A 21,682-nucleotide genomic window follows, 5' to 3' on the forward strand; every position below is an offset into this window, starting at 1 on the left:
CATGGGGTGGTCGGACGGCTGGCCGATCGGCCTCGGCCGGTTAGGCTCATCCCGCAGGGCCGCGAAAAAAGCCCCGCGTACCCGCGTCACATCCCAGAAGGAGATGCTCGTGCCGTCCATCGACGTCGTCGTAGCCCGGGAAATCCTCGACTCGCGAGGCAACCCCACCGTCGAGGTCGAGGTCGGCCTCGATGACGGCAGCACCGGTCGTGCCGCCGTCCCGTCCGGCGCCTCCACCGGCGCCTTCGAGGCCATCGAGCTGCGCGACGGTGACCCCAACCGCTACCTCGGCAAGGGTGTCGAGAAGGCCGTCCTCGCCGTCATCGAGCAGATCGGCCCGGAGCTCGTCGGCTACGACGCCACCGAGCAGCGCCTGATCGACCAGGCCATGTTCGACCTGGACGCCACCGACAACAAGGGCTCCCTCGGCGCCAACGCCATCCTCGGCGTCTCCCTCGCCGTCGCCCACGCCGCCTCCGAGGCCAGCGACCTCCCCCTCTTCCGCTACCTCGGCGGCCCGAACGCGCACCTGCTGCCCGTTCCGATGATGAACATCCTGAACGGCGGCTCGCACGCCGACTCCAACGTGGACATCCAGGAGTTCATGATCGCCCCGATCGGCGCGGAGTCCTTCTCCGAGGCGCTGCGCTGGGGTGCGGAGATCTACCACACCCTCAAGAAGGTGCTGAAGACCAAGGGCCTGTCCACCGGCCTCGGCGACGAGGGCGGCTTCGCCCCGAACCTGGAGTCCAACCGCGCCGCGCTCGACCTCATCATCGAGGCCATCAAGCAGGCCGGCTACGTCCCCGGTGAGCAGATCGGTCTCGCGCTCGACGTCGCCGCGTCCGAGTTCTACAAGGACGGCAAGTACGAGTTCGAGGGCAAGTCCCGCACGGCCGCCGAGATGACCGAGTACTACGAGGAGCTCGTCTCCGCGTACCCGCTCATCTCCATCGAGGACCCGCTGTACGAGGACGACTGGGACGGCTGGAAGACCATCACCGACAAGCTGGGCGACAAGGTCCAGATCGTCGGCGACGACCTCTTCGTCACCAACCCCGAGCGCCTCGCCCGTGGCATCGAGGAGGGCTCGGCCAACGCCCTGCTCGTCAAGGTGAACCAGATCGGCTCGCTCACCGAGACCCTGGACGCCGTCGAGCTGGCCCAGCGCAACGGCTTCAAGTGCATGATGTCCCACCGCTCCGGCGAGACCGAGGACGTCACCATCGCCGACCTCGCCGTCGCCGTGAACTGCGGCCAGATCAAGACCGGCGCCCCGGCCCGCTCGGACCGCGTCGCCAAGTACAACCAGCTGCTGCGCATCGAGGAGATCCTCGACGACGCGGCGGTGTACGCCGGTCGCTCGGCCTTCCCCCGCTTCAAGGGCTGATCGGCAACAGTAAGAAGAGTCGTACGTACGTCCCCGTACCCGGTCCCGTACCGTGTGCGGGGACGTACGCGCGTAGGAAGGGGAAGCGGGACATGGCCGTGAAGGACCGGGACCGTTTCTCCACGGCGACCAGGATCAAGCTGCTCGGCGAACAGACGGCGGCCCGCGTCTACCGTTCCCAGACCAAGCGCCAGGCCCGCCGCTCCCGCCTGACCGGCCGGGCGGCCCTGCTCGCCCTGGTCCTGTGCTCGCTGATCGTGGCCCTCGCCTACCCGATAAGGCAGTACGTCTCCCAGCGCGCCGACATCGCCGAACTGGAACGCGAACGCGACCAGGCCAGGCAGCGGGTCGAGCAGCTCCGCGACCAGAAGGCACGCTGGCAGGACGACGCGTACGCGCAGCAGCAGATCCGGCAGCGGCTGCACTATGTGATGCCGGGCGAGACCGGGTACGTCGTGATCGACCCGGACGCGGCGAAGCAGTCGCGCGCCGACCTGGGCGCGGCCGACCGGCCCTGGTACGCGAACGTCTGGGACGGCGTGGACAAGGCCGATCAGTCCGGCCGGGCCGACGCCGTGAACCAGTGAAGTGAACTGACTAGAGAGACACACGTACAGGCATGCATACGCCCCCGCCTCCCACCCCGCGCACCGAGCCCACCGACGCGGACGTCGAGGCCTTCAAGCAGCAGCTGGGCCGCCCGCCTCGCGGGCTGCGCGCGATCGCGCACCGCTGTCCCTGCGGTCAGCCGGACGTCGTGGAGACGGCTCCGCGGCTGCCGGACGGGACGCCCTTCCCGACGACGTACTACCTGACGTGCCCGCGCGCCGCCTCGGCGATCGGCACGCTGGAGGCGAACGGCGTGATGAAGGAGATGACGGAACGTCTGGCGACGGATCCGGAGCTGGCCGCGGCGTATCGGGCCGCGCACGAGGACTACATCGCGCGCCGTGACGCGATCGAGGTCCTGGAGGGCTTCCCGAGCGCGGGCGGTATGCCGGACCGGGTGAAGTGCCTGCACGTCCTGGTGGGCCACTCGCTGGCCGCGGGCCCCGGGGTGAACCCGCTGGGCGACGAGGCGATCGCGATGCTGCCGGAGTGGTGGGCGAAGGGGGCGTGTGTGGTGCCGGGCGAGTGAGTTTCTTTCGCCCCCGCCGCCCCTACCCGTCCCATCCCGTTCCTGGGGGCTGCGCCCCCAGACCCCCGCTGTCGGCCTGAACGGCCTCGTCCTCAAACGCCGGACGGGCTGGGACGGCGGGCCGGGGTGGGTGGGAAAAGCTCGCGCTGAACGCGCTCGTCCTCAAACGCCGGACGGGCTGAAATGCCAACCCGAAGGACCCGCCCATGACTCGCGTCGCCGCCATCGACTGCGGTACGAACTCGATCCGCCTTCTCGTCGCCGACGTAGACCCCGTCACCGGGGAACTCGTCGAGCTGGACCGGCGGATGACCATTGTCCGGCTCGGTCAGGGTGTCGACCGCACGGGACGACTCGCCCCCGAGGCGTTGGAGCGGACCTTCGCGGCCTGTCGGGAGTACGCCGGGGTCATCAAGGAGCACGGTGCCGAGCGGCTGCGGTTCGTTGCGACGTCCGCCTCCCGGGACGCGGAGAACCGGGACGAGTTCGTACGGGGGGTACTGGACATCCTCGGTGTCGAGCCCGAGGTGATCTCGGGCGACCAGGAGGCCGAGTTCTCCTTCACCGGCGCCACCAAGGAACTGACGGGGCGCGACGACCTCGCCAAGCCCTACCTCGTCGTGGACATCGGCGGCGGCTCGACCGAGTTCGTGGTCGGCGACGACCACGTGCGCGGGGCGCGGTCCGTGGACATCGGGTGCGTACGGATGACCGAGCGGCATCTCGTGCGGGACGGGCACGTCGTGGATCCGCCGGGGGAGGTGGAGGTCGCCGCCATCCGCGCCGACATCGAGGCCGCCCTCGACCTGGCGGAGCAGAGCGTCCCGCTGAGCGAGGCGCGCACGCTCGTCGGGCTGGCCGGGTCCGTCACCACGGTGTCGGCGATCGCGCAGAACCTGCCCGAGTACGACTCCGAGGCCATCCACCACTCCCGGGTCTCCTACGACCGCGTCCGCGAGATCACCGAGACGCTTCTCCGGTCCACTCATGCCGAGCGGGCCGCGATTCCGTCCATGCATCCGGGGCGGGTGGATGTGATCGGCGCGGGGGCGCTCGTACTGCTGTCGATCATGGAGCGGATCGGGGCGGCGGAGGTCGTGGTGAGCGAGCACGACATTCTGGATGGGATTGCGCACTATTGCGCCTCAGATGATCATTGGCGCTGACCTGCGGTAACGCGCCCCCGATGAAGGGGGAGGCGCAGCGGAGCGCCCCCGGCGGACTGCCGGGGGCGCTCTGTTTGCGGGGACCGCGCCGCCCCTTCGGGAGATCAAGGGCGGTGCGGCTGATCAAGGAGAAAGGGCGTGGGCGCCCGTCTGGCGCCCTTTCTCGCGGTGCGTGGCCCATACCTGGGCAGCGGCGGTAAGGGCGGCCCTGTGGGGCATGGGGCGCGTGCGTTCCCAGTTTTCCCATGCGGCGTAGACGGTGCGCGCGAAGGTGGTGACGGTGGCAGGGTCGGCCACTCGGTACGCGGGGACTTGCCGGGCCATCGTCTCGGCCTGTTCTGGTGTGTGGCCGGCGGAGATGAGCCGGGGCACTGTCAGTGCGGTGTCTGCCCATGCGGGGGCGGGGCAGGAAAGGGCCCAGTCCAGTAGCAGCAACTCGCCGCCGGGGGTCCTCAGCATGTTGTGCGGGGACATGTCCGTGTGGGCGAGTCCTCGGCCTTGCAGTCCGGGTGGCACGTCCTCGGGCAGAAACTCGGTCCACCGTGTGTGAAGCGGCTTCTTGTTCAATTCCTCGGGCCATGGCTCCTGGGACATGACGGTAAGCGTGCGCAGCAGTGGGGCGAGATCGTCGGACCCTGGAGTCAGGTTCGGGTGTCGCCCCTCGATGTACTCGTACCCGTAGAGCATCCATCCGCCGGCCTCGGCCTCCCACAGCACGCGCGGGGCGAGAGGCGCGCATCGTGTGACCCGCGCTTCGTGGCGGTACACCCATGCCTGGGGGTCGTCGTGCCGAGTGCCCTTGATGAATGCTCGCCCCGCTGGTGTGCGGACGGTGCAGGCGAGCCGGGACATGACGCCGTGCGGTGCGGTCTCGGCCGTCTCGACCGGGCCTGTATGCCGCTCGACGGCGGCCCGGGTCGTTGCCGGTAGGTCGTGCCATTCGATGCGGTCCACCCGCGGTCTCCTGCGTTGGTCGAGCGAAAACGGGGTCGGCCCCCGACCTGGCCACAGCGTGGCACAGACCGAGGACCGACAGAGGGGAACCGGAACCGCTACGGGTGGTTCGGGCTGTCCGAGCAGTTCGCGTGGCACTGCGAGCAGTCGGCGAGGTCCAGCTCGGGCCAGAACTCCATGTCGATCTCGTACCCGGCGAGGGTGATCGAGTCGACGGTCAGCGCGCGCAGTGCCTTGCCACCGCCGTGCTCCTCCTTGTCGAGGAATCCGGGCTGGTGGTGCATGAAGCGGCCGAACCGCTGCTCGCAGAACTCGGCGTACGCCTTGGTGTGGAGCAGGAAGGCGTGCCAGAAGTCATCGACGAGCGGTGACGGGCTGAGCGGGCGACCGGCGTAGTTGCACGCTGCGAGGAATGCGAGCATCTGCCCGACACCTCGGTCTGCCTTGTCCTCGCTGAGCTGCGGGAACTTGTCGATCATGTTGGACACGAGGGTTGCCCGCATCTCCGCGCTGAGCAGCGTGCGCGCGTCGGTTGCGGGGTGTTCCTGCATCGTGGTCACGTGCTTGCCTCCATGTTGTGTGGATGGTTGCTTGCACTTGCTGACCGCCCCGCCCACTTTCGGCCTTGCTCCTACTTGGTGGGCGGGGCGGGGCTTCAGGCCCGTTACGCTCGACCTCTGGCGGGTCGGCCCGGGGTCCATCTCACCTCGGGGCGGCCCGTTCTTCCGTGCATGGCGGGTAGGTCAGACGTGATACGTCGTGCCCCAGCGCATCGCGCCGCGCTCAAAGCACTCGCGTACGTGCGCGTCGATCTCTGTTTTTCCGGCCCCGTCGGCAAGCGGCTCGAACACGACCAGGATGCGGACGGGCCCGCCGGCTTCAACAACGTCCAGCCAGGAGCGGGCGGCGGGTAGTTGTAGGCGGTGTGCGCCGTCGCCGTAGTCGAGCCAGGGTGAGCCCTGCCGTATGCGGATTCGGTGCCCGATGCGCGGCGGGGGGCCGTCGTGCGGGCCGAGGCGCAGCCCTTCGGCGAACGCCTGCATGCCCTCGCGGATGCTGTCGACGCTCTCATGGTCGAGGTGCGGCGGCGCGTGATAGGCGAGCAGTTGGGCAACCGGGAACAGGTAACCGCGGTGCACTCCGGTCCCCAAGCAGATGCCGGCGACGAACCCGGGGCCGGGCGGGGCGGCGATGCCGTCTGTGGTCACGTGGCCTTCACCTCCGCCCACACGACTTTCCCGAACGGGGCCGGGGTGTGTCCCCAGGCGTCGGGGCACAGAGCGTCGAGGATGAACAGGCCGCGACCTCGGCCGCGTTCATCGGACTCGGGCCGTCGCTGCGGTGGCCGGCGTCGAGGGTCTTGTACCTCGACGCGCGTCCGGTTGTCGTCGGCGTCGAGCGTCACGCGTACGGAGTCGCCGGGTTCGGTGCCGTATCGCACGGCGTTCGTGACCAGCTCGCACGTCACGAGGATGACGCTATCGAGGTAGTCATCGGATGCGCCCGGAACGTGGTAACCGACGTACTCACGTGCGAAATCTCGGGCGGCTTTGGCTGACTCTGGCTCGCCACCGAGTAACAAAATCGGCGGTGGCCCATCGGGCAGTGTGCAAGAGGCGGGCGGTGTTGCCTGCCAGCGTTCGATCATGCATGTCCCCTCACGGGAAGGCGCCACGCTGCGCGCTTACTTCGTAGCACGATCGCGGCCAAGGTTGCATTTCGTCACACCAGATTGCTCCCCCAACTCACACTACTGCAAGCCCTATCGTGTGTTCGTAGAAAATTGCATATGCCTGTGCGAGGGGGAGGTCTCGTGTTAAGTACGCAGGTGACAGCCGAAGAGGGGGCACGGCAGACTGTTCGGCAAGCCGCAGAAGGGGAGGGATACGACGTGAGTGCGCCTACCGTGCGCCGGCGACGCCTCGGCGCAAAACTCAAGGCGCTACGCGGCGATCTGACCCTCGAAGAGGTCGCGGAGAGGTCCAACGGGACGTTCGTGTCCTCGAAGTTGTCGAGGATCGAAACGGCCAAAAGTCCAGCCAAGGCGAAGGACATCGAGGCTCTGCTCGCTCTGTACGTCGACCTGGGCCGCGAGGTGGACGATGAACTACGCGCCGCCCTGCTCACGCTGACTCGGGAGGGAGCCCAACGTGGCTGGTGGCACTCGTACCGAGGCGTACTCACGCCCGTTTACGAGGACTTGATCAGCCTTGAGGCCGAGGCGGAATCGGTTTCGACGTGGCAACTGGGCCTGATTCCTGGCCTGCTACAGACAGCTGAGTACGCGCGGGAGGTCATCCGGGCAACGGCGATGTCCGAGGCGGTCGAGGCGCGTGTCGATGCGCTGGTCGAGGTGCGGCTCGCGCGTCAGGCAGTACTCACCCGCGAGGAGCCGCTCGCGCTGTGGGCGATCATTGCCGAGCAGGCCCTACGGTCGACGTCGGAGACGCCGGGCGTGATGGATGAACAGTTGGGCCGCCTGCTGTCGATGGGGAAGCGGCCCAACGTGAACATCCAGGTTCTTCGGGCGGACGCGCCCTTGCACGTTGGCCAGACAGGGACATTCACCATCCTTGGATTCGGCGCGCACACTGACCTCGACGTCGTGCACACAGAGGCACTGACGGCGGCGCTGTATGTGGAGGACCGGGAGAAAGTCTCTTCGTATCGGGACGCCTGGCAACGGCTGTCGTCTGCTGCGCTCTCGGTCGAGGCTACGGCCGAGTTGATCACTGAGATAAGGAAGATAAGCGTATGAGCCATGTTGACGACGCGTCGACTCTCCCCGTGACGTGGTGGAAGTCCTCGGCGTCCGCGGCACAGTCTGACTGCGTCGAGTGCGGCATCGTTGATGCTGAGACGATCGCCGTTCGAGACAGCAAGAACCCGCAGGGGCCTGCGCTGCTGCTCGACCGTGGGCCGCTGTCTGCATTCGTCTCGGCCGTGGCCGAGGGCAGGTTCGGCGGCATCAAGTAAGGAATCCTGCGCGCAACGACGGCCCGCCCCCGCGGCATTCGGGGGCGGGCCGTCCGTCGTGCGGGCCCGGGGCGAGCCTACGGCGATAGGACGGCCCGGGGAACAGGACAACGCCCCCACGCGGCCCCCGTACGGGGGCCGCGTGGGGGCGCGCTTATGGGCGGGTAGCAAAGGTGTACAGGGACAAGGCGAGGCCGATGAGACCGACCAGGGCGGCGACGGACGGCAGGGGCCAGCGTCCGCGTTCGAGGGTGTCGAGTCGGCGCGCGTGTTCCTTGATCTCCTCGTCGGTCTGGTCGTGGCGCTGCACGAGTAGGGCGAGCGCTCCGTCAGTGCGGGTGAATCCCACCTCGATCGTCCGGCGTATCCGCTCCAGTTCGAGGGCGACGGCGGCCGGGTCGGATAGCGGGGGCTGCGTGGTCACTCGGTGCTGCCTCCCTCGTCGGTGAGGCCGATGCCGAATCGGTCGAGGAACGCCTCAACCGAGGGCAGGGCCATGATGCGGGCGAACCCTGCGGCGACGGCGACGGCCTCGGATGCGGCGCCGGCGAGCCACGGCGCGGCCTCGTTCAGTCCGCCGGCCTGCGCGATGGCGGCGGCGAGCAGGGGAACGGCGGCGGCGATGGCGAGCACGGTTTGCAGGGCGGTGCGGATGGCGCGCTTGTTCTCGGGGCTCATGGGTGGTGCCTCATTTCAGAGTGGGGGAGACGGCGGGGCCCGCCCCGGGGGCGGCGGCGCGGTGCCGGGGCGGGCGGGGTGCCTACTTGCCGTAGGCGAGGCTGAACAGGGCGGCCCAACCCTTCGGTCCGATGGCCGGGTCAGACTTCTTGCCCGCGGCGCGGTACCGCGGGTGCGCGTTGTGGAACGCGATCACGCCGGCCTGCGTCGCGGGGCCGTAGTGCGGCGACTCGGCGACGGACTTGGACATGTAGCCGGCGGCCTTGAGCGCGCGCTGAAGCGTCACGGCGGACGGCGCGGCCTTGTTCGGGGCGAGGCCGGTGGGGAACTTGGGCGGGGTGTACGGCTTGGCGTCGTCCTCGTCGGCGTCGCTGCCCTTGGCCCATGTCCGCATGGCGGTCGGGGACATGTAGGCAAGGTTCCGGTCAACGGGCGTGCTGGTGAACTGCCAGATGGCGACGGTCCGGCCGGACGGTGCCGGCTTGGTGCGCTTCTCGGCCTCGGCGTACGTGTCGACGCTCGCGCCCGGGTACGCCGGATACCACAGGGTGACGCCGGCGGGGACGTGCCCGGCGGTGATGTCCGAGGCGGACGTGTAGATGCCGACACGCTGCCCGGGGAAAGCCTTCTGTACGGCGGCGATCCACGCGACGGCGTACGCCTTGATCTGCGCGGCGGTCCGGCCGGTGTAGTTCCGGCGGTCGCTGTACGCCTCCAGGTCGAGCCAGTGCAGGAACCCGGCGCCTGCGTACGGCTTCACCGCGGCTATATAGTTCGCGGCCTCCTTGGCGGCGTCCTGGTTCGGCCACGCGAAGTGATACGCGCCCGGGATGAGTCCGGCGGCCTTGATGCCCTGTATGTGGGTTCCGAATCGGCTGTCTCGGCTGCTCTGTCCCTCGGACGCCTTGGCGAACGCGAAGGTGAGGCCGTCGGACTTGAGCTTGGGCCAGTTCTGCGCGGCCTGGTAGATGGACACGTCGATACCGCGGGAAGTGCTGGTCATGATGTTGCCTCCTAGGCATGAAAAAACGCCCGGCGCGGTGAGCTCGGGCGTGCGGTGTGAAGAGGGCGGCGCGGTCTACGCGAGGCCGACCCAAAAGCGGTTCGCGCCGTTCTCCATCGACGTCACGGTGATGGTCGCGGGGGCGGCGGCAACGCCGGTCGTGTAGACACCGAAGCGTCTGACCAGCGTGTATCCGAACTGGTTGGGCGGGGCGCCGGCGCTGGACTCGGCGGCGAGCAACATGGGGCCGTCCTGCGTGGTCGTGTTGTAGACCATGCGCCACATCACGTAGTAGGTGCCGGCGGCGGCCGAGTAGGCGGCCGTGAGCGGGCTCGATATGGTGCCGCCCCCGGCGTCGTGCTCCTCGGCCGGCTCGTAGGCGGCCGTCGACATGTCGCCGGTCGCGGCAACGCGGGTTCCGGCGCTGTTGTAGAGGGCGGCCCATGATCCGGTGAGGAGTCCGCCGGCGTAGCCGGTGGCGAACCATACGATGCGGTTGATGGTGGTCGCGGCCCGCAGGATCACGGCCGTTACGCGCATCGGGCCTGACCCCGGGTAGAGGCCGGTGGACACGGCGAGGGCGGGGTCAAACGCCCATGCGGCTAGGCCGTGATCGGCGGGGCTCCACTCGCCGGCGAACGCGGCGGCGTCCACGTACGACTTCCGGGCGAGGTGGTTTGCGGTCGTCGGGGCGACGCTGCTCGACGGTATGGCGCTGAACGTCTTGGTGCCGGTGATGGTCTGCGTGCCGGCGAGCAGGACGGCGGTACCGGCGGCCTCGGCGCCTACGTCGGTCGCCGCAAGCACTACGTCACCGGTCTTGGTGTTGACGGACGTAACGGCGCTGGTTCCGCCGGCTCCGACGGTGAACACGGTTCCGTCGGCCTGCCGCACTTTCAGGGCGCCGCCCTCGGCGTACAGGACGGCGCCGGCGGGGTTGGTCGTGGGTGCAGTAGCGGCGTTGGCGAACGCGAGGACGCCCCCGGCTCCGCCACCGAGGGTGGCGACTGCGCCGATCCGTACGTCGGCGAACGTGGCGGTGGCGTTGGTGACTAGCTCGGCGTTCTTGTTGACGGCTGTGTATTTCGACTGTGCCGCATCGGACGCCTTGAATACGTCGGCTTGGGTGCCTGCGTAGACCACATGCAATGTTCCGTCTGTGCGGCTGTACCCGCCGTTGTTGGCCACGGCGCCCACGTCGGCGGCGGCGAGGACAACGGCGGCGGCGCTCTTGCCGTTGACGGACTGCACCACGCCCGGGGCGCCGGTCGTGCCGGTGTCGCCCTTGACGCCCTGGGATCCTGCATCGCCCTTGGAACCCTGCGGGCCCGTGTCGCCCTTGACGCCCTGCGGGCCGAGTAGCGAGGTGAGCCACTGGGCGACGGTGCCCGGGAACCCGTTCTTCACGGCCACCTCGTACGCCGAATCGCCGCGTACGGCAACGTAGTTCGGGGTGCGCGGGTCGGTGGGGGCGATGTCGGCGAGGTCGGCCTCGGGGTTTTCGGCAGGGAGCAGGATCGCGTACGGGGGGCGGTTGCTGGGCACGCCCTCGATCTGCTCGGTAACGATGTACGCCCAATCGGACGGGTCGATGCCCGGGGCGTCGGTCGCGGGCAGGGTGACGGCGACGGCGCCTGTGCTGTCCAGCTTGGCCGTGACGGGTCCGCCGAGGATCACGTCTGAGTCGGGGATCGTGAGGACGGACGGGGCGCGGAAGATCACGGTTCCGGCGAGGGGGCGGCCGTCGAGGGTGAGATAGCGGCCGGTGACGGCCACGGTGGGGATGCCCTCGGGCAGGGGCATGGGGGCACGGCTCCTAGTCGTCGATGGGGCGGAGTGCCGGCGTGGCGGCTGCTGCGGTGGCGGCCTGCTCCTCGGCGGCCGGCGCGGTGGCGGCCTCGGCCGCGGTGGTGGTGCGCACGGGGTCGGCGGGGGTCTCGTCAACCGTGATCGTGTTGCGGCTGATTGCCCGGGTGAGGCGCGTTTCGACGTTCTGACTCGCGGACTTGGCGCGGTGGTAGATCACCCACCCGACGGTGTCCATGAAGTCGATGCCGTCCATCGGCGCGGTAACCGTGCGGCTCGTCCATACGTTGGCGGGGCAGTCCCATTCGTCGAGGGTGGTCTCGACGCCGTTGTACGTCCGGGTGACCTTGACCTGTCCGCCACCGGTGTTGGCGTAGGTGTTGAGGGCCATCTCGGCGACCGCGTTCCATACGGGCCCGCGGCCGGCCCATGCGGGTTCGTAGTTGGTGCCGGTGTAGGACTGGCGTTCCGTCGGGTGGAGTTCGAGGGGCATCCAGGGGCGGCCGAGGAACCGGTCACTGAACGCGTCGTCCATGATGAGCACGCGGGCCGGCGCGTTCAGGTCGCGCGACCACATGCGGACCATGTTGTTGGTGTCGGTGCCGGATCCTCCGACGGTCCATGCGGCGGTGCCGTCGTCGCGGCCGAGGCGCGTGCCGTAAGAGCCGTCCTGGGGCCACTGGCCGGCTCGGAATGCGGATGCGCCGGTGGGGCCGATCACTTCCAACGATCCGCCCTCGCCGATCTTGACGGCGCCGCCGTTGATCTCGTTCAGGGCGGGCCGGATGTTCGCGCGGCCGGTGAGCTGTCGAACTTGCCGTTCGAGGGTGCTGAGGCGGTCGAGTAGATCCTGTGGGACGGCGGCCACTACGGAACCTCCAGATAGAGCTTTGCTGTCTCGGGGCGCCCGCGCTCGGGCGGGTTGAGGGACATGCCGACCACGCGGAAACGGGCGTCGAGGCCGGTGGCGTGCCACAGGTCGCGGATGCGCACGCGGACGGTGGCGCCGAGTAGGGCGGGGGTGAGCGTGCCGTCGACTCGTACCGTGATCTCGGGTATCTGCGCCGGCGAGCGTGCGGCCGTCGAGTCGGCGCGCGCGTGCGCGTCGAGGGTGCCCTGTTGCTCCACGGTGCTGTAGTCCGATGAGCCGTCGAGGCGTGGCCATCCTTCGCCGATGGCGGTGTCGTCGATCAGCACGGGCGAGGTGAGCGGGTAACTTGTCTCGGCCTGGTTGCTGTTGACGGACGCGCCGCGTGATTGCCACGCGTTGGCGAGCGACGTTGCGTCGACGGGCCACGTGTAGGACGTGATCAGTCCGGGGTGCGTGAGGACGATGTCTGACGTTCCCGTGCGGATGGTGGGCGAGCCGAGTTGCATCACCTTGACGCGGCGGCCGTCGGGGTCGCGGTGTGAGCCGATGCGCCACTCGAAACCGCCCTCGACGGCGGCGAGCTGGTCGAGCAGGTCGCCCACGGTCGACAGGTCGTAGCGGCTGAACGTGCGGTCCCGGACCGTGCCTGAAACGGCGGTGTCGTACGTGATGCCAATGTCGCCGCCGGCTGTGTTCTGCACGTAGTCGACCAACCCGCGGGCGATGTCGAGTTGGTCGACCTGGGCGGCCTGCTGCGAGGTGAGCAACAGGCGGCGGTACAGGTACGACTCCCAACCGCCGCACTGGAGTTGTACGCCGAGGCGCCCGCGGTCGTCGCTCGCCAGAGACAGCGTCCACAGGATCCCGCCCCACCAGATGTCTCGACCGCGCTCGACCCATACCGCCGTACGGCCGGGTTGCAGCGCGCGGCGGGCCCGCGCTGCTATCTCCGCGTTCGGGATCGGCACGGTTCCGGTGAGCCGGCCCGTCTTGCCTATGTAGTCGTCGAGGGACACGCCCTGTACGGGCAGCACGTCGAGTAGTTGGTCTGAGCGCAAGTCGCAGACCAGTACTCGGTACGAGGGAGGCAGGACATTCACCCCCTCGTCGGGTCGATCGAAGAACTCAGCAGGTCTAGGGGCAATGTGGTGATTGCCACTGTCAAACTTTCTGGGCGTGTCGTGTGTGGTGGCTGTCAGTGTGAATGGGAAGAAACTGCCACGTTCAGCGAGAAACCCGATGCGCTTCTCAGATGGATCACTGCTTTCCAACAGGGTGTCCACATGGAGGTATCGCTAGGTTCCCGCTCACCTCAAGAAGCGTTGAACCGAGTAAGACGGAGTGCTGAGGATGAATAACGCGCGGGTACTGCGCTTACTGGCCATTGGCCTGGTGGTGGACTTCGCAGCCCTGATTGGAGTGGTGGCAGCATGGGCAGCGCGGTCAACCGGGGCGGACTGGCTCGATGTTCTCGGCGGCGCTGGAGCCGCGTTCGGGGGCACCGTAGGCGTGTGTGCAGCTCTGGCCGCGTTGTACCGCGCTTTCGGGAATGAGGACAGCCAGTGACTCCTACGGCACTAGTTCGACCGTGAGTTGCCCGTCACTGATGAACGTGTCCGTACCGATGGACGAGACGTTCCAACCGGGAATGATCGTCACGCTTGCGCCCGGGGTGAGGCCGCTGCGGTAGACGCGTCGGGTTCCGATGACACGGCCACCCTGGGCGGACAGGCCGGTGAGGGAGCCGGCGGCCTCGGTGTATCCGCCGGTGGCTCGCCACGTCATCCATGACGTGGCGGCCGTCGTGTTGCGGTTGCTGACCTGCCCACCGACGGACACCCATACGGTGCCGGACGGGGGCACGGTGAAGGTGATGCGGGGCCACTGGGCGGCGGTGAAGTCGACGTATGCGCTGGTGGTGGTGCCGATGGGCGCCTGTGTCACCTGGCGTGTCATCAGGGGTCGGGTCGGGGTCGGTGGGTACGCCTGCCACGCGCGCGCGGTGGCGTTCCATCGTTCGAGGCCGCTGCCGGTGTCCCGGTACTGCCCGTCATAGGCGCCGTTGTAGACGGTGCCGCCTCCGGCGGGGGTGATGCCGCCGGCCGCGGTGGTGAATTGCCGGCGGTCGGCGAGGGCCGAGGACCAACTGATGCCGCCGGTGCCGGCGGACGTTCCCGCGGGCACGGTGACCAGCCACAGCAACAGGGACGCGGCGGGCAGGGTCGGCGCAACCGGGGTCGCGAGCGGGTCGCCCTTCACGATCTCGACGCGGGCGAGGTTCTGCCCGCTCTGGTCGAAAAGCTGGTCGTAGACGCGGATGATCACGGCGTCGTACCGGCCGAACTGGGCGTCTCCGTCGGTGAACGTGACGGTTTCGGGGACGTCGACCGTGACCGGGTAGGCGCCCTGCGCGGCGGTGCCCTGCACGATGGCGCGGCCGGTGCCGATCTGGAGCGACATCGATCCGGCGCCGGTCGCGGCGAACGGGGTGCCGCCGGGGACCACGCCGGATCGGGTGCGTAGTTCGGCCTCGGGGGTGAAGGTGCCGACGGGGGACAGGCGGGTGTCTTCCCGGGTCTGCGAGGTGGGCAGTAGCCATGCGGCGCGCACGGACATGCGAGGGGGCTCCTTACCAGTAGGCGGCGCGGTAGCGGACGGTCGCCGAGGCGGCCGGGTCCGTGCTGCCGGGCGCGGCGCGGTAGATCAGGTTCGTGATGCCGGGGGCGAGTGTGAACGTCTGCTCGGGCACGCTGCGCGTGGTCGCGGTGTAGAGGCGGCTGGCGGTGCCGTTGAGGGTGACGGTGCCGGCGCGCGTGTCCACGGTGAGCAGGTCCTCGGCGGACAGGGGGAGGTCGTATTCGAGTTGGTCGCCCGTGGCGAGGCAGGTGAGCGACGGGCGGTCGACGGGCCCGCGGAACTCGATCACGGGGTGTGTGGCGGCGTCGCCGGTGTTCTCCGCGGTGAGGTCGCCGGTGCTGCCCGGTTGCCCAAAGTCGAGCGGCCACGTGAGCGGCCACTCGATACCGGGTTCGGACATGGGCAGGGTCGTCGACACGCTGCGCTCGGCCAGCTCGTAGCGGCGGGGGTCGCTCGCCTCCCACTGGATCGCCGCATCCGTGATGACGCCTACGCGGTAGCCGATGCCGGCCGGGATGGCGCGGCGCGTGGCGCGCGCGTAGGCGAGCAGGGGCCCGCGCTCGTCGAGCCATGCCACGAACGGCAACTCGTCCTCGACGGGCACCGTGGCGCGGTTGAGGGCGGCGACGGCGGTGCCGATGCCCTCGCGGGGGGCCCGCACCATCAAACCGTCGAGGCCGATGGTGCGGGCCTGCGCGAGCAGGCGGCCCGGTATCGAGCCGTGCGCATCCGCGCGGGCGACCGACCCTGAGTCGAGGGCCGGTAGCTCCTCCCAACCGGTGATTGCCTTCCACCGGTAGGGAGTGCCGGGCCCGATGAGCAGGTCCCCGTACTGAACATGCCCGGGTCGTGTGACCAGGGCGCCCGCGGTGAGGGCGGCGCCCTGCGTGGTCGTCACGGTCGCGCTTCACCCCCTCGCCTTGGCGGCCCATGCGAGGGCGCGCGCGTTGTCGTCGGGTGTGCCGGTCTCGGCGGCGTGCCAGTGCTCGATGTGCACGCCGGCGGACGGCGCGGTGAACGCGCCCGTGGGGGCGCCGGCGAACGCGGGTACGGCGGGCGGGGTGACCAGCGTCGACATGACGCGGTCCAGGGCGCCCTGTCCGGCACGGATGCCCTTGACCACGCCGGCCGGGATCCAACGGCCAACCGACCTGGCCATGACGCGGCTCGGGCTGTGAATCCCAAGTGCCTTGGCGATCGGGCCCGGAATGAGATCCTTGGCCCAACTGATCAGCGTGGACTTGAGCCAGGAACCCATGGACTTGATGCCGTTCCACAGGCCGAGCACAACGTCGGTTCCCTTGTCGTACAACAGTTGCTTTAGGGAGCCGATTGCGGCGGATATTCGCTGCGGTAGGCCACGCACCCACGAAACCATTTCGCCGGCCTTGTTGACCGTGGCCGTTTTGATGTTCTGCCAATGACTGATGATCAGGCCGAGTAGCGTCCACTTGAGGAATGCCTGATACAGCATCCCCGGAATGCCCTTGACCCAATTAACGGTGGCGTTCCACCATGTGACGGCGTTCGACTTGATGGTCGACCAGTGCTTGATCAGTAGACCAATAAGCGTGAAGTTCAGGAACGCGTTTATGAGCGCATCCTTTGCCCACACGACTTTATCGACGACCCAATCCCAAGCGGCTAACGTCCACTTCTTGACGTCATCCCAGTAAGCGATAATCAGAATGACGAGTGCGCCGATGGCGAGGCTAACCCAACCGATCGGGCCCATGCCCATAATCCATGCTTTCGCCATCTGTGCGCCCGCAATGAGGGACTGAACACCGAGGGCGGTAATCGTTGGGATGACCACGGCGGCGAGTACCGCGGCGAATGCGGTGAACACGTCTTGGTGTTCGCTGACGAATGAGAACAGGCTCGACAGTACGGGGATCACGGTGTTGCCGATGAACTCGGTCAACGACTGCATGGCGCCGCGCTTGAAAGCCTCGATCTTGGTCCCTGCGTTGTCGCGCAGGGAATCGCCCATCTGTGAGGCGGCGCCGCCTACCTTGCCCAACGTGTCGACGGCCTTCGACGGGTCCAGCGCGTAAAGCGCTGCCTGCATGTCCTCGGACTTGGTCTTGAAAAGCGATACGGCGAGGGCGTTACGCTCTGCGGGATCCTTGATCTTCCGCATGGAATCAAAAATCTTGTCCAGTGCGGCCGAGGCTTTCGGGCCGCCTTCCGTAAAGGCGGCCTGCATTTCCTTGCCGTTCAGGCCGATAGAGGCGAAAGCCTTATCGACATCGGGCCCGCCGGCCTGCACGGTAAGCAAGAATTCCTTGAGGCTGTCGGCGACAACATCCGTATCTCTCGCGCCAGCCTTGAGACCTTGCGACATGAGGCCCGTTGCCGTGGTCGCATCGAGGCCGACGTTACGGAAGATCGTCGAATACTCATTGAAGGTGTCCGCAATGTCATCGGCCCTGGGGCCCATGTTTTGCAGACCCTTTGTCAGTACGTCAAGGGCCTCCGTGCCATTCTTCGCAAGTCCCGTCTTGAGCATCTGGCCAACTGCGTTTGCAGTCTGGCCGAGGTCCAATTCGAACGTCGAGGCAAGATCCGAAACCTTCGTTGCGATGCTCTGGATTTGCGCATTGGTCGCTTCCGGCGGGGCGATTCCCGCGCGCATGGTCGCCGATATCGCGTCGGCGGCGCCCTGAAAGTCGGCCGTGACGGCGTCGGCGAACATGTCGCCGGCTATCTCGCCGTACTTCTTGGCCTCGGCGGGGGTCGCGCCGAGTTGAGCGGCGAGGCGCCCGGTGATCTGGCTTTGTTCGAGGGCCTGGCCGAATCCCTCCATGAGCAGGGCGCCGGCGGCCATGCCTACGCCGGCGAGGCCGATTTGCAGGCTCGACGACAGGCGGTCGCGGAGACTTCCGCCGGTCTCCTCTCCGACGTCTTCGCCGGCCTTGGCCACCTCGCCGCCGGCGTCCCGTACTGCGGTCGCTGCGGTGGTGGCGAGGCCGTCGCCGAGGGCGTTACCGGCGTCGCGGCCGGCGCGCTCGGCGTCGTCGGCGATGGTCGAGCCGCTTGCCCGTACGGCCTGCTCGGCGCGGGACAGGCCCGTATCGACGCCGGATTCGTCAACGGCGATCGTGGCCAGTAGCTCGCCCACGGTCAACGCCACGGCCTCACCTCCTCGGGTGGTCCGGCCGTGGTGCCGGGGTGTGCGGGGTGTTACCGGGCGGGCAGGCCCGTGATGCGGGCGATGTCCTCGGGGGAGTCGGCGCGGCGCGGTGTGCGGCGCCACTCGCGGGCAAAGCGGCTGTCCCCAGACAGGGAGCCGACCAGGGCGAGGAACCTGCGGGTGGACATGGCGGCCAACTCGGCCGGCTTCACGTGGTGTTCGCGGGACAGGTCACCCTCGACGGCTGACCAGTGCCGGATTACCGCTTGCCAGAACTCCGACGCTTCCCGTTCTTCGGCTTCGTCCTGCGCGCCGCCCGGTTCGGCGCCGCTGCTTTTCCCTCGGCGCGAGCCTGCTCCTGCTCGTCGTGCAGCTCGGCGGCGCGCTGCATGGTCACGCTGTCGGGGGTGCGGACGTTGGCGGCCGAGTAGATGAGCACGATGCCGAACTGCCGGTCGGTCATGCCGTGTTCGGCCCACACGTCGAGAGTGTCGGTACCGAACAAGGTGGCGAGCATCTTGCGCACGTCGCGCGGGTCGCTGCTGTTCTGTACGCGTTCCATCTGGAGCGTGAACATGAGCGGCAGGGAGTCGGGCAGCACGTAGCGGGTGCCGTACAGGGTGAGTGCCTGCCGGGGCCGTGTGGTGTCCTGCTCGGCGAAGAACGCGTCAAAGTCGGCGGGGGCGCCGGCTGTGGGCTGCTCGTCGAGGTCTTCCCACTCGGTGGTGTCGGTCGTCATCAGCCGGCCACCGCCGTACTCGTCGGGGCGCCGCATCGCGTGATGGTGGCGGACCATGACGTCTTCTCGTTGGTGCCTCCGCCCTGCTCTCCGGGCGTGACGGTGGCCTCCCACACAACCCACTTGGTCTGTGTCTCGTGCCGCCACCGGACCATGTTCCGGGAGTCGATACCGAGGCGCTGGGACCACTCGGTGTCCACGTACGCCTGTCCGGCGTCCTGGGCCTTGGTGGTCTTGTCGATGCGGAACTGTCCTTCAAGTTCGAGGGTCGCGCCGCGCTGCATGACGTCCTGCTCGTAGTGGCCTTCGGACTCGAACGCGGTGGTGTCGGCGGTCTCTTCGTTCTCGCCGGGGTTGTGCGTGAACGTGGTGAGTCCGCTGATGGGCAACCACGTCTCGTCCGTCGTGCTGGCGTCCTCGACCTGGAATATCCAGCCGCGGGCGTCGATGGGGCGGGTACTGCCTGCCATGGGGCGGGCCTCCTTACGGGGTGGGGCCGGACACGTCGAGGTCGACGTTCACGACGTGCTCGTGTCGGCCGTTACTGTCGAGCCCCATCGGGGCGGGGGTGCCGCGTGCGGCGGCGAGGGTGAGCCACGTGCCGTCCGGTAGCTCGACGCCGGCGAGGCCGTGCAGCGCGCGGTACAGGGCCGTACAGCGGGCGCGGGACACACGGGGGTCAGGGGTGCCGCGGACGCGGATTTGTAGGCGGGGGGTGTCGGCGTCGTCGCGGGCCTCGGGCGGTGTGCCGTCGTACAGGGCGAGGGACACGGCCTTGTCGGGGCCGGGCGGCATGGTCTCGATGAACGTGTCACCAGTGGTGCCGGTCGGGTCGTAGTCGAGCAGGCCGAGGCCGTCGAGGTAGCGGGCGAGGCCGTCGAGCAGGTCAGCCACGAAGTTCCCTCCGTACCTGCGCGGCGATGATGGCCTCGACGGTCGCCGACTCCTCGTTCAACGGGTCTTCGAGGTATTTCGCGGTGCGGCCGGCGTCGTGCCGAAGGGTCATGTCCTCGTGCTGGCGCACGGCGTAGGGCTGATCAAAGCTGACTGCGCCGGTGAGGCTGGCCTCGTCGACCGACGCGACTCCGGACCGTTCGAGGGTGCCCTCTTCGATCGGCACGCGGCGGCGGGCGACCTGTAGCACGTGCTCGACGGCCATTCGTACGCCTCGCAGTGCGCCCGCTCGGGTGCGGCGGACGGCGGGCGCTGAGTTCCACGTGATCCGTACGCGCTGCGTCACTCGCACATCACCTCCGTCGACTCCGGGGCGCCGAGGCCCGGGGCGGTGTGCTCGGTAAAGCTGATGACGGTGGTGGTGCGGCCGTCGGGGAGAGTGATCCGGGATCCGGGCGGCGCGGTGAGGCCCGGGGCGGCGTAGACCTGGGCGGTGCTCACCACCTCGGCGCCGGTCGCGGACCGCACGCGCTTGATGGTCCCGGTGACCAGGGCGCGCACGTCCTCGGCCGGCTCGTACTGTCCGCCGTACGCGGAATCGCCGCGGTACGCCTCGACCTTGATCCGGTGCCTCAGTAGCCACCGTGGCAGTGCGGGCATTCGCCGATCACCCCCGGGAGCAGGCCGGCGCGGTTGAGGGCGCGGTGCGCGCGGTCGGCGAGGTCGACGGCGCCCGGGTACGTGGGCCCGCCGCGGCGGCCGGACAGGGACAGGGGGCCGAGGCTGACGGAGTCCCATCGGCCGGCGGCGCCTGTGCCGGTGTCGCCGGTCTCCTGCCAGTACTCGATTTGGGCACAGACGGCGTTGGACAGGGCCTCGATCACCTCGGGGTGCGCGGGCATGCCGGCGGCGTCGGTGCAGTAGACGGCGGTGAGTAGGGCCTCGTCGATGTCCTCGGACGCACGGGCGATGAGTCGGGCGATGTCGGCCGGCGCGGTCTGCTCGCCGGTCCACCCCAAGTAGTCGTCCGCGGTCGCGTAGAGGCGACGGGCCACGGCTCACGCTCCCTTCGAACGCGAACGCCCCGCCGGCTTCTTCGCGGGCGGGGCGTCCTCGTCGGTGACGGTGTAGCCGTGGCGCCTGGCGTAGGCGATCACGGCCGGGTCGTCGGTTTCGGCGCGGCCGTCCTCGAACTGGACGCCGGCCACGCCACGGCCGGTGAACCCCTCGCGGGGCGTGTGGATCACGGCCATTAGCGGACCTTGATGTTGCGGAACACGGCGGCGGCCTTGGTCGCCTTGAGCGCGACGGCCACCGGTCCCATTTCCACCTCGCCCTTCTTCACGGCGCCGGCGGTCGTGAAGTCGGGGAGGTAGGTGGACACGATCTGTCCGCCGGCGGTGGCCACGGCGTGGAAACCGTCGAGGCCGGCGCGGTAGGCGTAGAGGTCGGTGAGGCCGGTCGCGGCGGTGCCGCCCACGGTCCGGTTCTCTACCGGGATGATCGGGTCGTTGGATCCGGCCTTGGTGCCCGGGTCGGCGAACACGATGTTCCCGTACTGCTCGCGCTCGACCGGGCGGCCACCGGGACCGAGCAGGCCGTCGACCGGGTTGCGGGTGTACATGCCGGCCCGACGCGCGGCGGCCCGAACGCGGGCGAGGGCGAGGCCGTTGCCGAGAATGACGGTCGGCGCTCCGTCGAGCAGAGACAGGAACTCGTCGATGGCGTCGAGGGCCTTGTGCACGCTCGCGGGGTCGGCGTCGAAGTCCGACCAGTTCGTGACGCGGTCGAGGCGGAACTCGGTGTTCGAACCGGACAGGGCCTTGTCGAGGCCGTCGAACCCGTTCTCGTCCGTCTCCGTGTCGCCGTTGATCACGGCGTCCTGGAACTGGGTGGACGTCGCCTTGATCTTCTGCGCCATGTTCAGCGCGACAGAGCCGGACGCGGCCGGGCCGATCTGCGCAATGACGCGGTCCACCTCGAACGCCCCACCGAGGACGGCGAGATCCACGCTGTACTTCTGCGTGGTCACGTTGCTGGTCGTGTACTCGCTGTTGAGCGCACGGAACCCGGCGGTGGGCTGGGTGATCAGGCGCCGGTACCCGTAGGTGAGGGTCGCGCCGCCACCGGTCGGGTTGACGGCCTGCTCGAACTGGAGGGAATCGAGGACCGCGGAAGACTTGCGGAACTCGTCGATGACCTGGACGTCGAGATCATCGGTGGCGTTGTTCTTGGCCTCGGCCAGAGAAACGGCGGGCATGGGTGGTGCTCCTGTCTACGGGCCCGATGGGGCG

At 68.8% G+C, this 21,682-nt stretch carries 28 protein-coding genes; 6 read left to right on the forward strand and 22 right to left on the reverse strand.

Features of this window, described 5'->3' with window-relative positions; translation table 11 throughout:
• The first annotated feature begins 109 nt into the window (after positions 1-109).
• From eno to LUX31_RS27935, 4 genes are all read left to right on the forward strand, one after another.
• Positions 110-1,390, forward strand: a complete 1,281-nt coding sequence (gene eno / locus LUX31_RS27920) for a phosphopyruvate hydratase (protein WP_235478068.1) — start codon at positions 110-112, stop codon at positions 1,388-1,390.
• A 92-nt stretch (positions 1,391-1,482) separates the two neighbouring features.
• Positions 1,483-1,977 (forward strand): FtsB family cell division protein, encoded by a 495-nt coding sequence (locus LUX31_RS27925; protein WP_235478069.1) that lies wholly within the window; start codon positions 1,483-1,485, stop codon positions 1,975-1,977.
• 32 nt (positions 1,978-2,009) lie between these two features.
• Positions 2,010-2,528 (forward strand): DUF501 domain-containing protein, encoded by a 519-nt coding sequence (locus LUX31_RS27930; RefSeq protein ID WP_235478070.1) that lies wholly within the window; start codon positions 2,010-2,012, stop codon positions 2,526-2,528.
• 206 nt (positions 2,529-2,734) lie between these two features.
• Positions 2,735-3,694, forward strand: coding sequence for a Ppx/GppA phosphatase family protein (locus LUX31_RS27935; protein WP_235478071.1), 960 nt, complete (start codon positions 2,735-2,737; stop codon positions 3,692-3,694).
• 123 nt (positions 3,695-3,817) lie between these two features.
• Here LUX31_RS27935 and LUX31_RS27940 read toward each other — a convergent pair whose 3' ends face one another.
• The 4 genes from LUX31_RS27940 to LUX31_RS27955 all read right to left on the reverse strand — a co-directional run bounded on the left by LUX31_RS27940 (position 3,818) and on the right by LUX31_RS27955 (position 6,296).
• Complete coding sequence (locus LUX31_RS27940; RefSeq protein WP_235478072.1) at positions 3,818-4,648, reverse strand: phosphotransferase; 831 nt, start codon at positions 4,646-4,648, stop codon at positions 3,818-3,820.
• Positions 4,649-4,746: 98 nt separating this feature from the next.
• Positions 4,747-5,208 carry a glycine-rich domain-containing protein gene (locus tag LUX31_RS27945; RefSeq protein WP_235478073.1) on the reverse strand — a complete coding sequence of 154 codons (462 nt, stop codon included), beginning with the start codon at positions 5,206-5,208 and terminating at the stop codon, positions 4,747-4,749.
• A 183-nt stretch (positions 5,209-5,391) separates the two neighbouring features.
• Positions 5,392-5,856 (reverse strand): hypothetical protein, encoded by a 465-nt coding sequence (locus LUX31_RS27950; RefSeq protein ID WP_235478074.1) that lies wholly within the window; start codon positions 5,854-5,856, stop codon positions 5,392-5,394.
• Positions 5,853-6,296 carry an ATP-binding protein gene (locus LUX31_RS27955; protein ID WP_235478075.1) on the reverse strand — a complete coding sequence of 148 codons (444 nt, stop codon included), beginning with the start codon at positions 6,294-6,296 and terminating at the stop codon, positions 5,853-5,855. The genes LUX31_RS27950 and LUX31_RS27955 overlap by 4 nt, the downstream gene beginning before the upstream one ends.
• Before the next feature lie 243 nt (positions 6,297-6,539).
• Between LUX31_RS27955 and LUX31_RS27960 the strand changes: the two genes are divergently transcribed.
• Together LUX31_RS27960 and LUX31_RS27965 are read left to right on the forward strand one after the other, a co-directional pair.
• On the forward strand, positions 6,540-7,406 hold the full coding sequence (locus tag LUX31_RS27960; protein WP_328285737.1) for a DUF5753 domain-containing protein: 867 nt from the start codon (positions 6,540-6,542) through the stop codon (positions 7,404-7,406).
• Positions 7,403-7,624, forward strand: a complete 222-nt coding sequence (locus LUX31_RS27965; protein WP_235478077.1) for a DUF397 domain-containing protein — start codon at positions 7,403-7,405, stop codon at positions 7,622-7,624. Before LUX31_RS27960 ends, LUX31_RS27965 begins: the two co-directional genes overlap by 4 nt.
• A gap of 154 nt (positions 7,625-7,778) precedes the next feature.
• On the opposite strand, the gene LUX31_RS27970 is transcribed toward LUX31_RS27965, so the two are convergent.
• From LUX31_RS27970 to LUX31_RS28055, 18 genes are all read right to left on the reverse strand, one after another.
• Positions 7,779-8,048 (reverse strand): hypothetical protein, encoded by a 270-nt coding sequence (locus LUX31_RS27970; protein WP_235478078.1) that lies wholly within the window; start codon positions 8,046-8,048, stop codon positions 7,779-7,781.
• Positions 8,045-8,302: a hypothetical protein gene (locus LUX31_RS27975; protein ID WP_235478079.1), complete on the reverse strand. Its 258-nt coding sequence runs from the start codon at positions 8,300-8,302 to the stop codon at positions 8,045-8,047. Before LUX31_RS27975 ends, LUX31_RS27970 begins: the two co-directional genes overlap by 4 nt.
• 82 nt (positions 8,303-8,384) lie before the next feature.
• Entirely contained in the window at positions 8,385-9,305 is a 921-nt protein-coding gene (locus LUX31_RS27980; RefSeq protein WP_235478080.1) for a glycoside hydrolase family 25 protein, read from the reverse strand.
• Between the two features lie 75 nt (positions 9,306-9,380).
• Positions 9,381-11,108: a collagen-like triple helix repeat-containing protein gene (locus tag LUX31_RS27985; RefSeq protein WP_235478081.1), complete on the reverse strand. Its 1,728-nt coding sequence runs from the start codon at positions 11,106-11,108 to the stop codon at positions 9,381-9,383.
• A 13-nt stretch (positions 11,109-11,121) separates the two neighbouring features.
• The gene (locus LUX31_RS27990; protein ID WP_235478082.1) at positions 11,122-11,979 is read right to left on the reverse strand and encodes a hypothetical protein; all 858 of its coding nucleotides are present in this window, start codon (positions 11,977-11,979) and stop codon (positions 11,122-11,124) included.
• Entirely contained in the window at positions 11,979-13,040 is a 1,062-nt protein-coding gene (locus tag LUX31_RS27995; RefSeq protein ID WP_235478083.1) for a hypothetical protein, read from the reverse strand. Before LUX31_RS27995 ends, LUX31_RS27990 begins: the two co-directional genes overlap by 1 nt.
• A gap of 511 nt (positions 13,041-13,551) precedes the next feature.
• On the reverse strand, positions 13,552-14,598 hold the full coding sequence (locus LUX31_RS28000) for a hypothetical protein (RefSeq protein WP_235478084.1): 1,047 nt from the start codon (positions 14,596-14,598) through the stop codon (positions 13,552-13,554).
• A 13-nt stretch (positions 14,599-14,611) separates the two neighbouring features.
• A complete protein-coding gene (locus tag LUX31_RS28005) occupies positions 14,612-15,517 on the reverse strand; it encodes a phage distal tail protein (protein WP_235478085.1) in 906 nt (301 codons plus the stop codon).
• A gap of 9 nt (positions 15,518-15,526) precedes the next feature.
• Positions 15,527-17,755 (reverse strand): phage tail tape measure protein, encoded by a 2,229-nt coding sequence (locus LUX31_RS28010; protein ID WP_235478086.1) that lies wholly within the window; start codon positions 17,753-17,755, stop codon positions 15,527-15,529.
• A 50-nt stretch (positions 17,756-17,805) separates the two neighbouring features.
• Positions 17,806-17,943, reverse strand: a complete 138-nt coding sequence (locus LUX31_RS28015; protein ID WP_235478087.1) for a hypothetical protein — start codon at positions 17,941-17,943, stop codon at positions 17,806-17,808.
• 71 nt (positions 17,944-18,014) lie between these two features.
• Entirely contained in the window at positions 18,015-18,530 is a 516-nt protein-coding gene (locus LUX31_RS28020; protein ID WP_235478088.1) for a hypothetical protein, read from the reverse strand.
• Positions 18,494-18,964 (reverse strand): phage tail tube protein, encoded by a 471-nt coding sequence (locus LUX31_RS28025; protein ID WP_235478089.1) that lies wholly within the window; start codon positions 18,962-18,964, stop codon positions 18,494-18,496. Before LUX31_RS28025 ends, LUX31_RS28020 begins: the two co-directional genes overlap by 37 nt.
• A gap of 13 nt (positions 18,965-18,977) precedes the next feature.
• Positions 18,978-19,388, reverse strand: a complete 411-nt coding sequence (locus LUX31_RS28030; protein WP_235478090.1) for a minor capsid protein — start codon at positions 19,386-19,388, stop codon at positions 18,978-18,980.
• On the reverse strand, positions 19,381-19,653 hold the full coding sequence (locus LUX31_RS28035) for a hypothetical protein (RefSeq protein WP_328285701.1): 273 nt from the start codon (positions 19,651-19,653) through the stop codon (positions 19,381-19,383). The genes LUX31_RS28030 and LUX31_RS28035 overlap by 8 nt, the downstream gene beginning before the upstream one ends.
• A gap of 77 nt (positions 19,654-19,730) precedes the next feature.
• Positions 19,731-20,048 carry a hypothetical protein gene (locus LUX31_RS28040; protein WP_235478092.1) on the reverse strand — a complete coding sequence of 106 codons (318 nt, stop codon included), beginning with the start codon at positions 20,046-20,048 and terminating at the stop codon, positions 19,731-19,733.
• Positions 20,021-20,443, reverse strand: coding sequence for a hypothetical protein (locus LUX31_RS28045; RefSeq protein WP_235478093.1), 423 nt, complete (start codon positions 20,441-20,443; stop codon positions 20,021-20,023). Before LUX31_RS28045 ends, LUX31_RS28040 begins: the two co-directional genes overlap by 28 nt.
• 3 nt (positions 20,444-20,446) lie before the next feature.
• Entirely contained in the window at positions 20,447-20,641 is a 195-nt protein-coding gene (locus tag LUX31_RS28050; protein ID WP_235478094.1) for a DUF4411 family protein, read from the reverse strand.
• Positions 20,641-21,648 (reverse strand): major capsid protein, encoded by a 1,008-nt coding sequence (locus LUX31_RS28055; RefSeq protein WP_235478095.1) that lies wholly within the window; start codon positions 21,646-21,648, stop codon positions 20,641-20,643. Before LUX31_RS28055 ends, LUX31_RS28050 begins: the two co-directional genes overlap by 1 nt.
• Positions 21,649-21,682: the final 34 nt, after the last annotated feature.

The sequence above is a fragment of the Streptomyces sp. GQFP genome (assembly GCF_021545335.1).
Taxonomy (GTDB): domain Bacteria; phylum Actinomycetota; class Actinomycetes; order Streptomycetales; family Streptomycetaceae; genus Streptomyces.

Coding starts and splice junctions, on each gene's coding strand:
- LUX31_RS27955 (WP_235478075.1), bottom strand. CDS start 6,296: ATGATCGAACGCTGGCAGGCAACACCGCCCGCCTCTTGCACACTGCCC.
- LUX31_RS27985 (WP_235478081.1), bottom strand. CDS start 11,108: ATGCCCCTGCCCGAGGGCATCCCCACCGTGGCCGTCACCGGCCGCTAT.
- LUX31_RS28035 (WP_328285701.1), bottom strand. CDS start 19,653: ATGGCCGTCGAGCACGTGCTACAGGTCGCCCGCCGCCGCGTGCCGATC.
- LUX31_RS28000 (WP_235478084.1), bottom strand. CDS start 14,598: ATGTCCGTGCGCGCCGCATGGCTACTGCCCACCTCGCAGACCCGGGAA.
- LUX31_RS27930 (WP_235478070.1), top strand. CDS start 2,010: ATGCATACGCCCCCGCCTCCCACCCCGCGCACCGAGCCCACCGACGCG.
- LUX31_RS28040 (WP_235478092.1), bottom strand. CDS start 20,048: ATGCCCGCACTGCCACGGTGGCTACTGAGGCACCGGATCAAGGTCGAG.
- LUX31_RS27975 (WP_235478079.1), bottom strand. CDS start 8,302: ATGAGCCCCGAGAACAAGCGCGCCATCCGCACCGCCCTGCAAACCGTG.
- LUX31_RS27935 (WP_235478071.1), top strand. CDS start 2,735: ATGACTCGCGTCGCCGCCATCGACTGCGGTACGAACTCGATCCGCCTT.
- LUX31_RS28025 (WP_235478089.1), bottom strand. CDS start 18,964: ATGGCAGGCAGTACCCGCCCCATCGACGCCCGCGGCTGGATATTCCAG.
- LUX31_RS27925 (WP_235478069.1), top strand. CDS start 1,483: ATGGCCGTGAAGGACCGGGACCGTTTCTCCACGGCGACCAGGATCAAG.
- LUX31_RS27965 (WP_235478077.1), top strand. CDS start 7,403: ATGAGCCATGTTGACGACGCGTCGACTCTCCCCGTGACGTGGTGGAAG.
- LUX31_RS27980 (WP_235478080.1), bottom strand. CDS start 9,305: ATGACCAGCACTTCCCGCGGTATCGACGTGTCCATCTACCAGGCCGCG.
- LUX31_RS28055 (WP_235478095.1), bottom strand. CDS start 21,648: ATGCCCGCCGTTTCTCTGGCCGAGGCCAAGAACAACGCCACCGATGAT.
- LUX31_RS28020 (WP_235478088.1), bottom strand. CDS start 18,530: ATGCGGCGCCCCGACGAGTACGGCGGTGGCCGGCTGATGACGACCGAC.
- LUX31_RS28050 (WP_235478094.1), bottom strand. CDS start 20,641: ATGGCCGTGATCCACACGCCCCGCGAGGGGTTCACCGGCCGTGGCGTG.
- LUX31_RS28015 (WP_235478087.1), bottom strand. CDS start 17,943: ATGTCCACCCGCAGGTTCCTCGCCCTGGTCGGCTCCCTGTCTGGGGAC.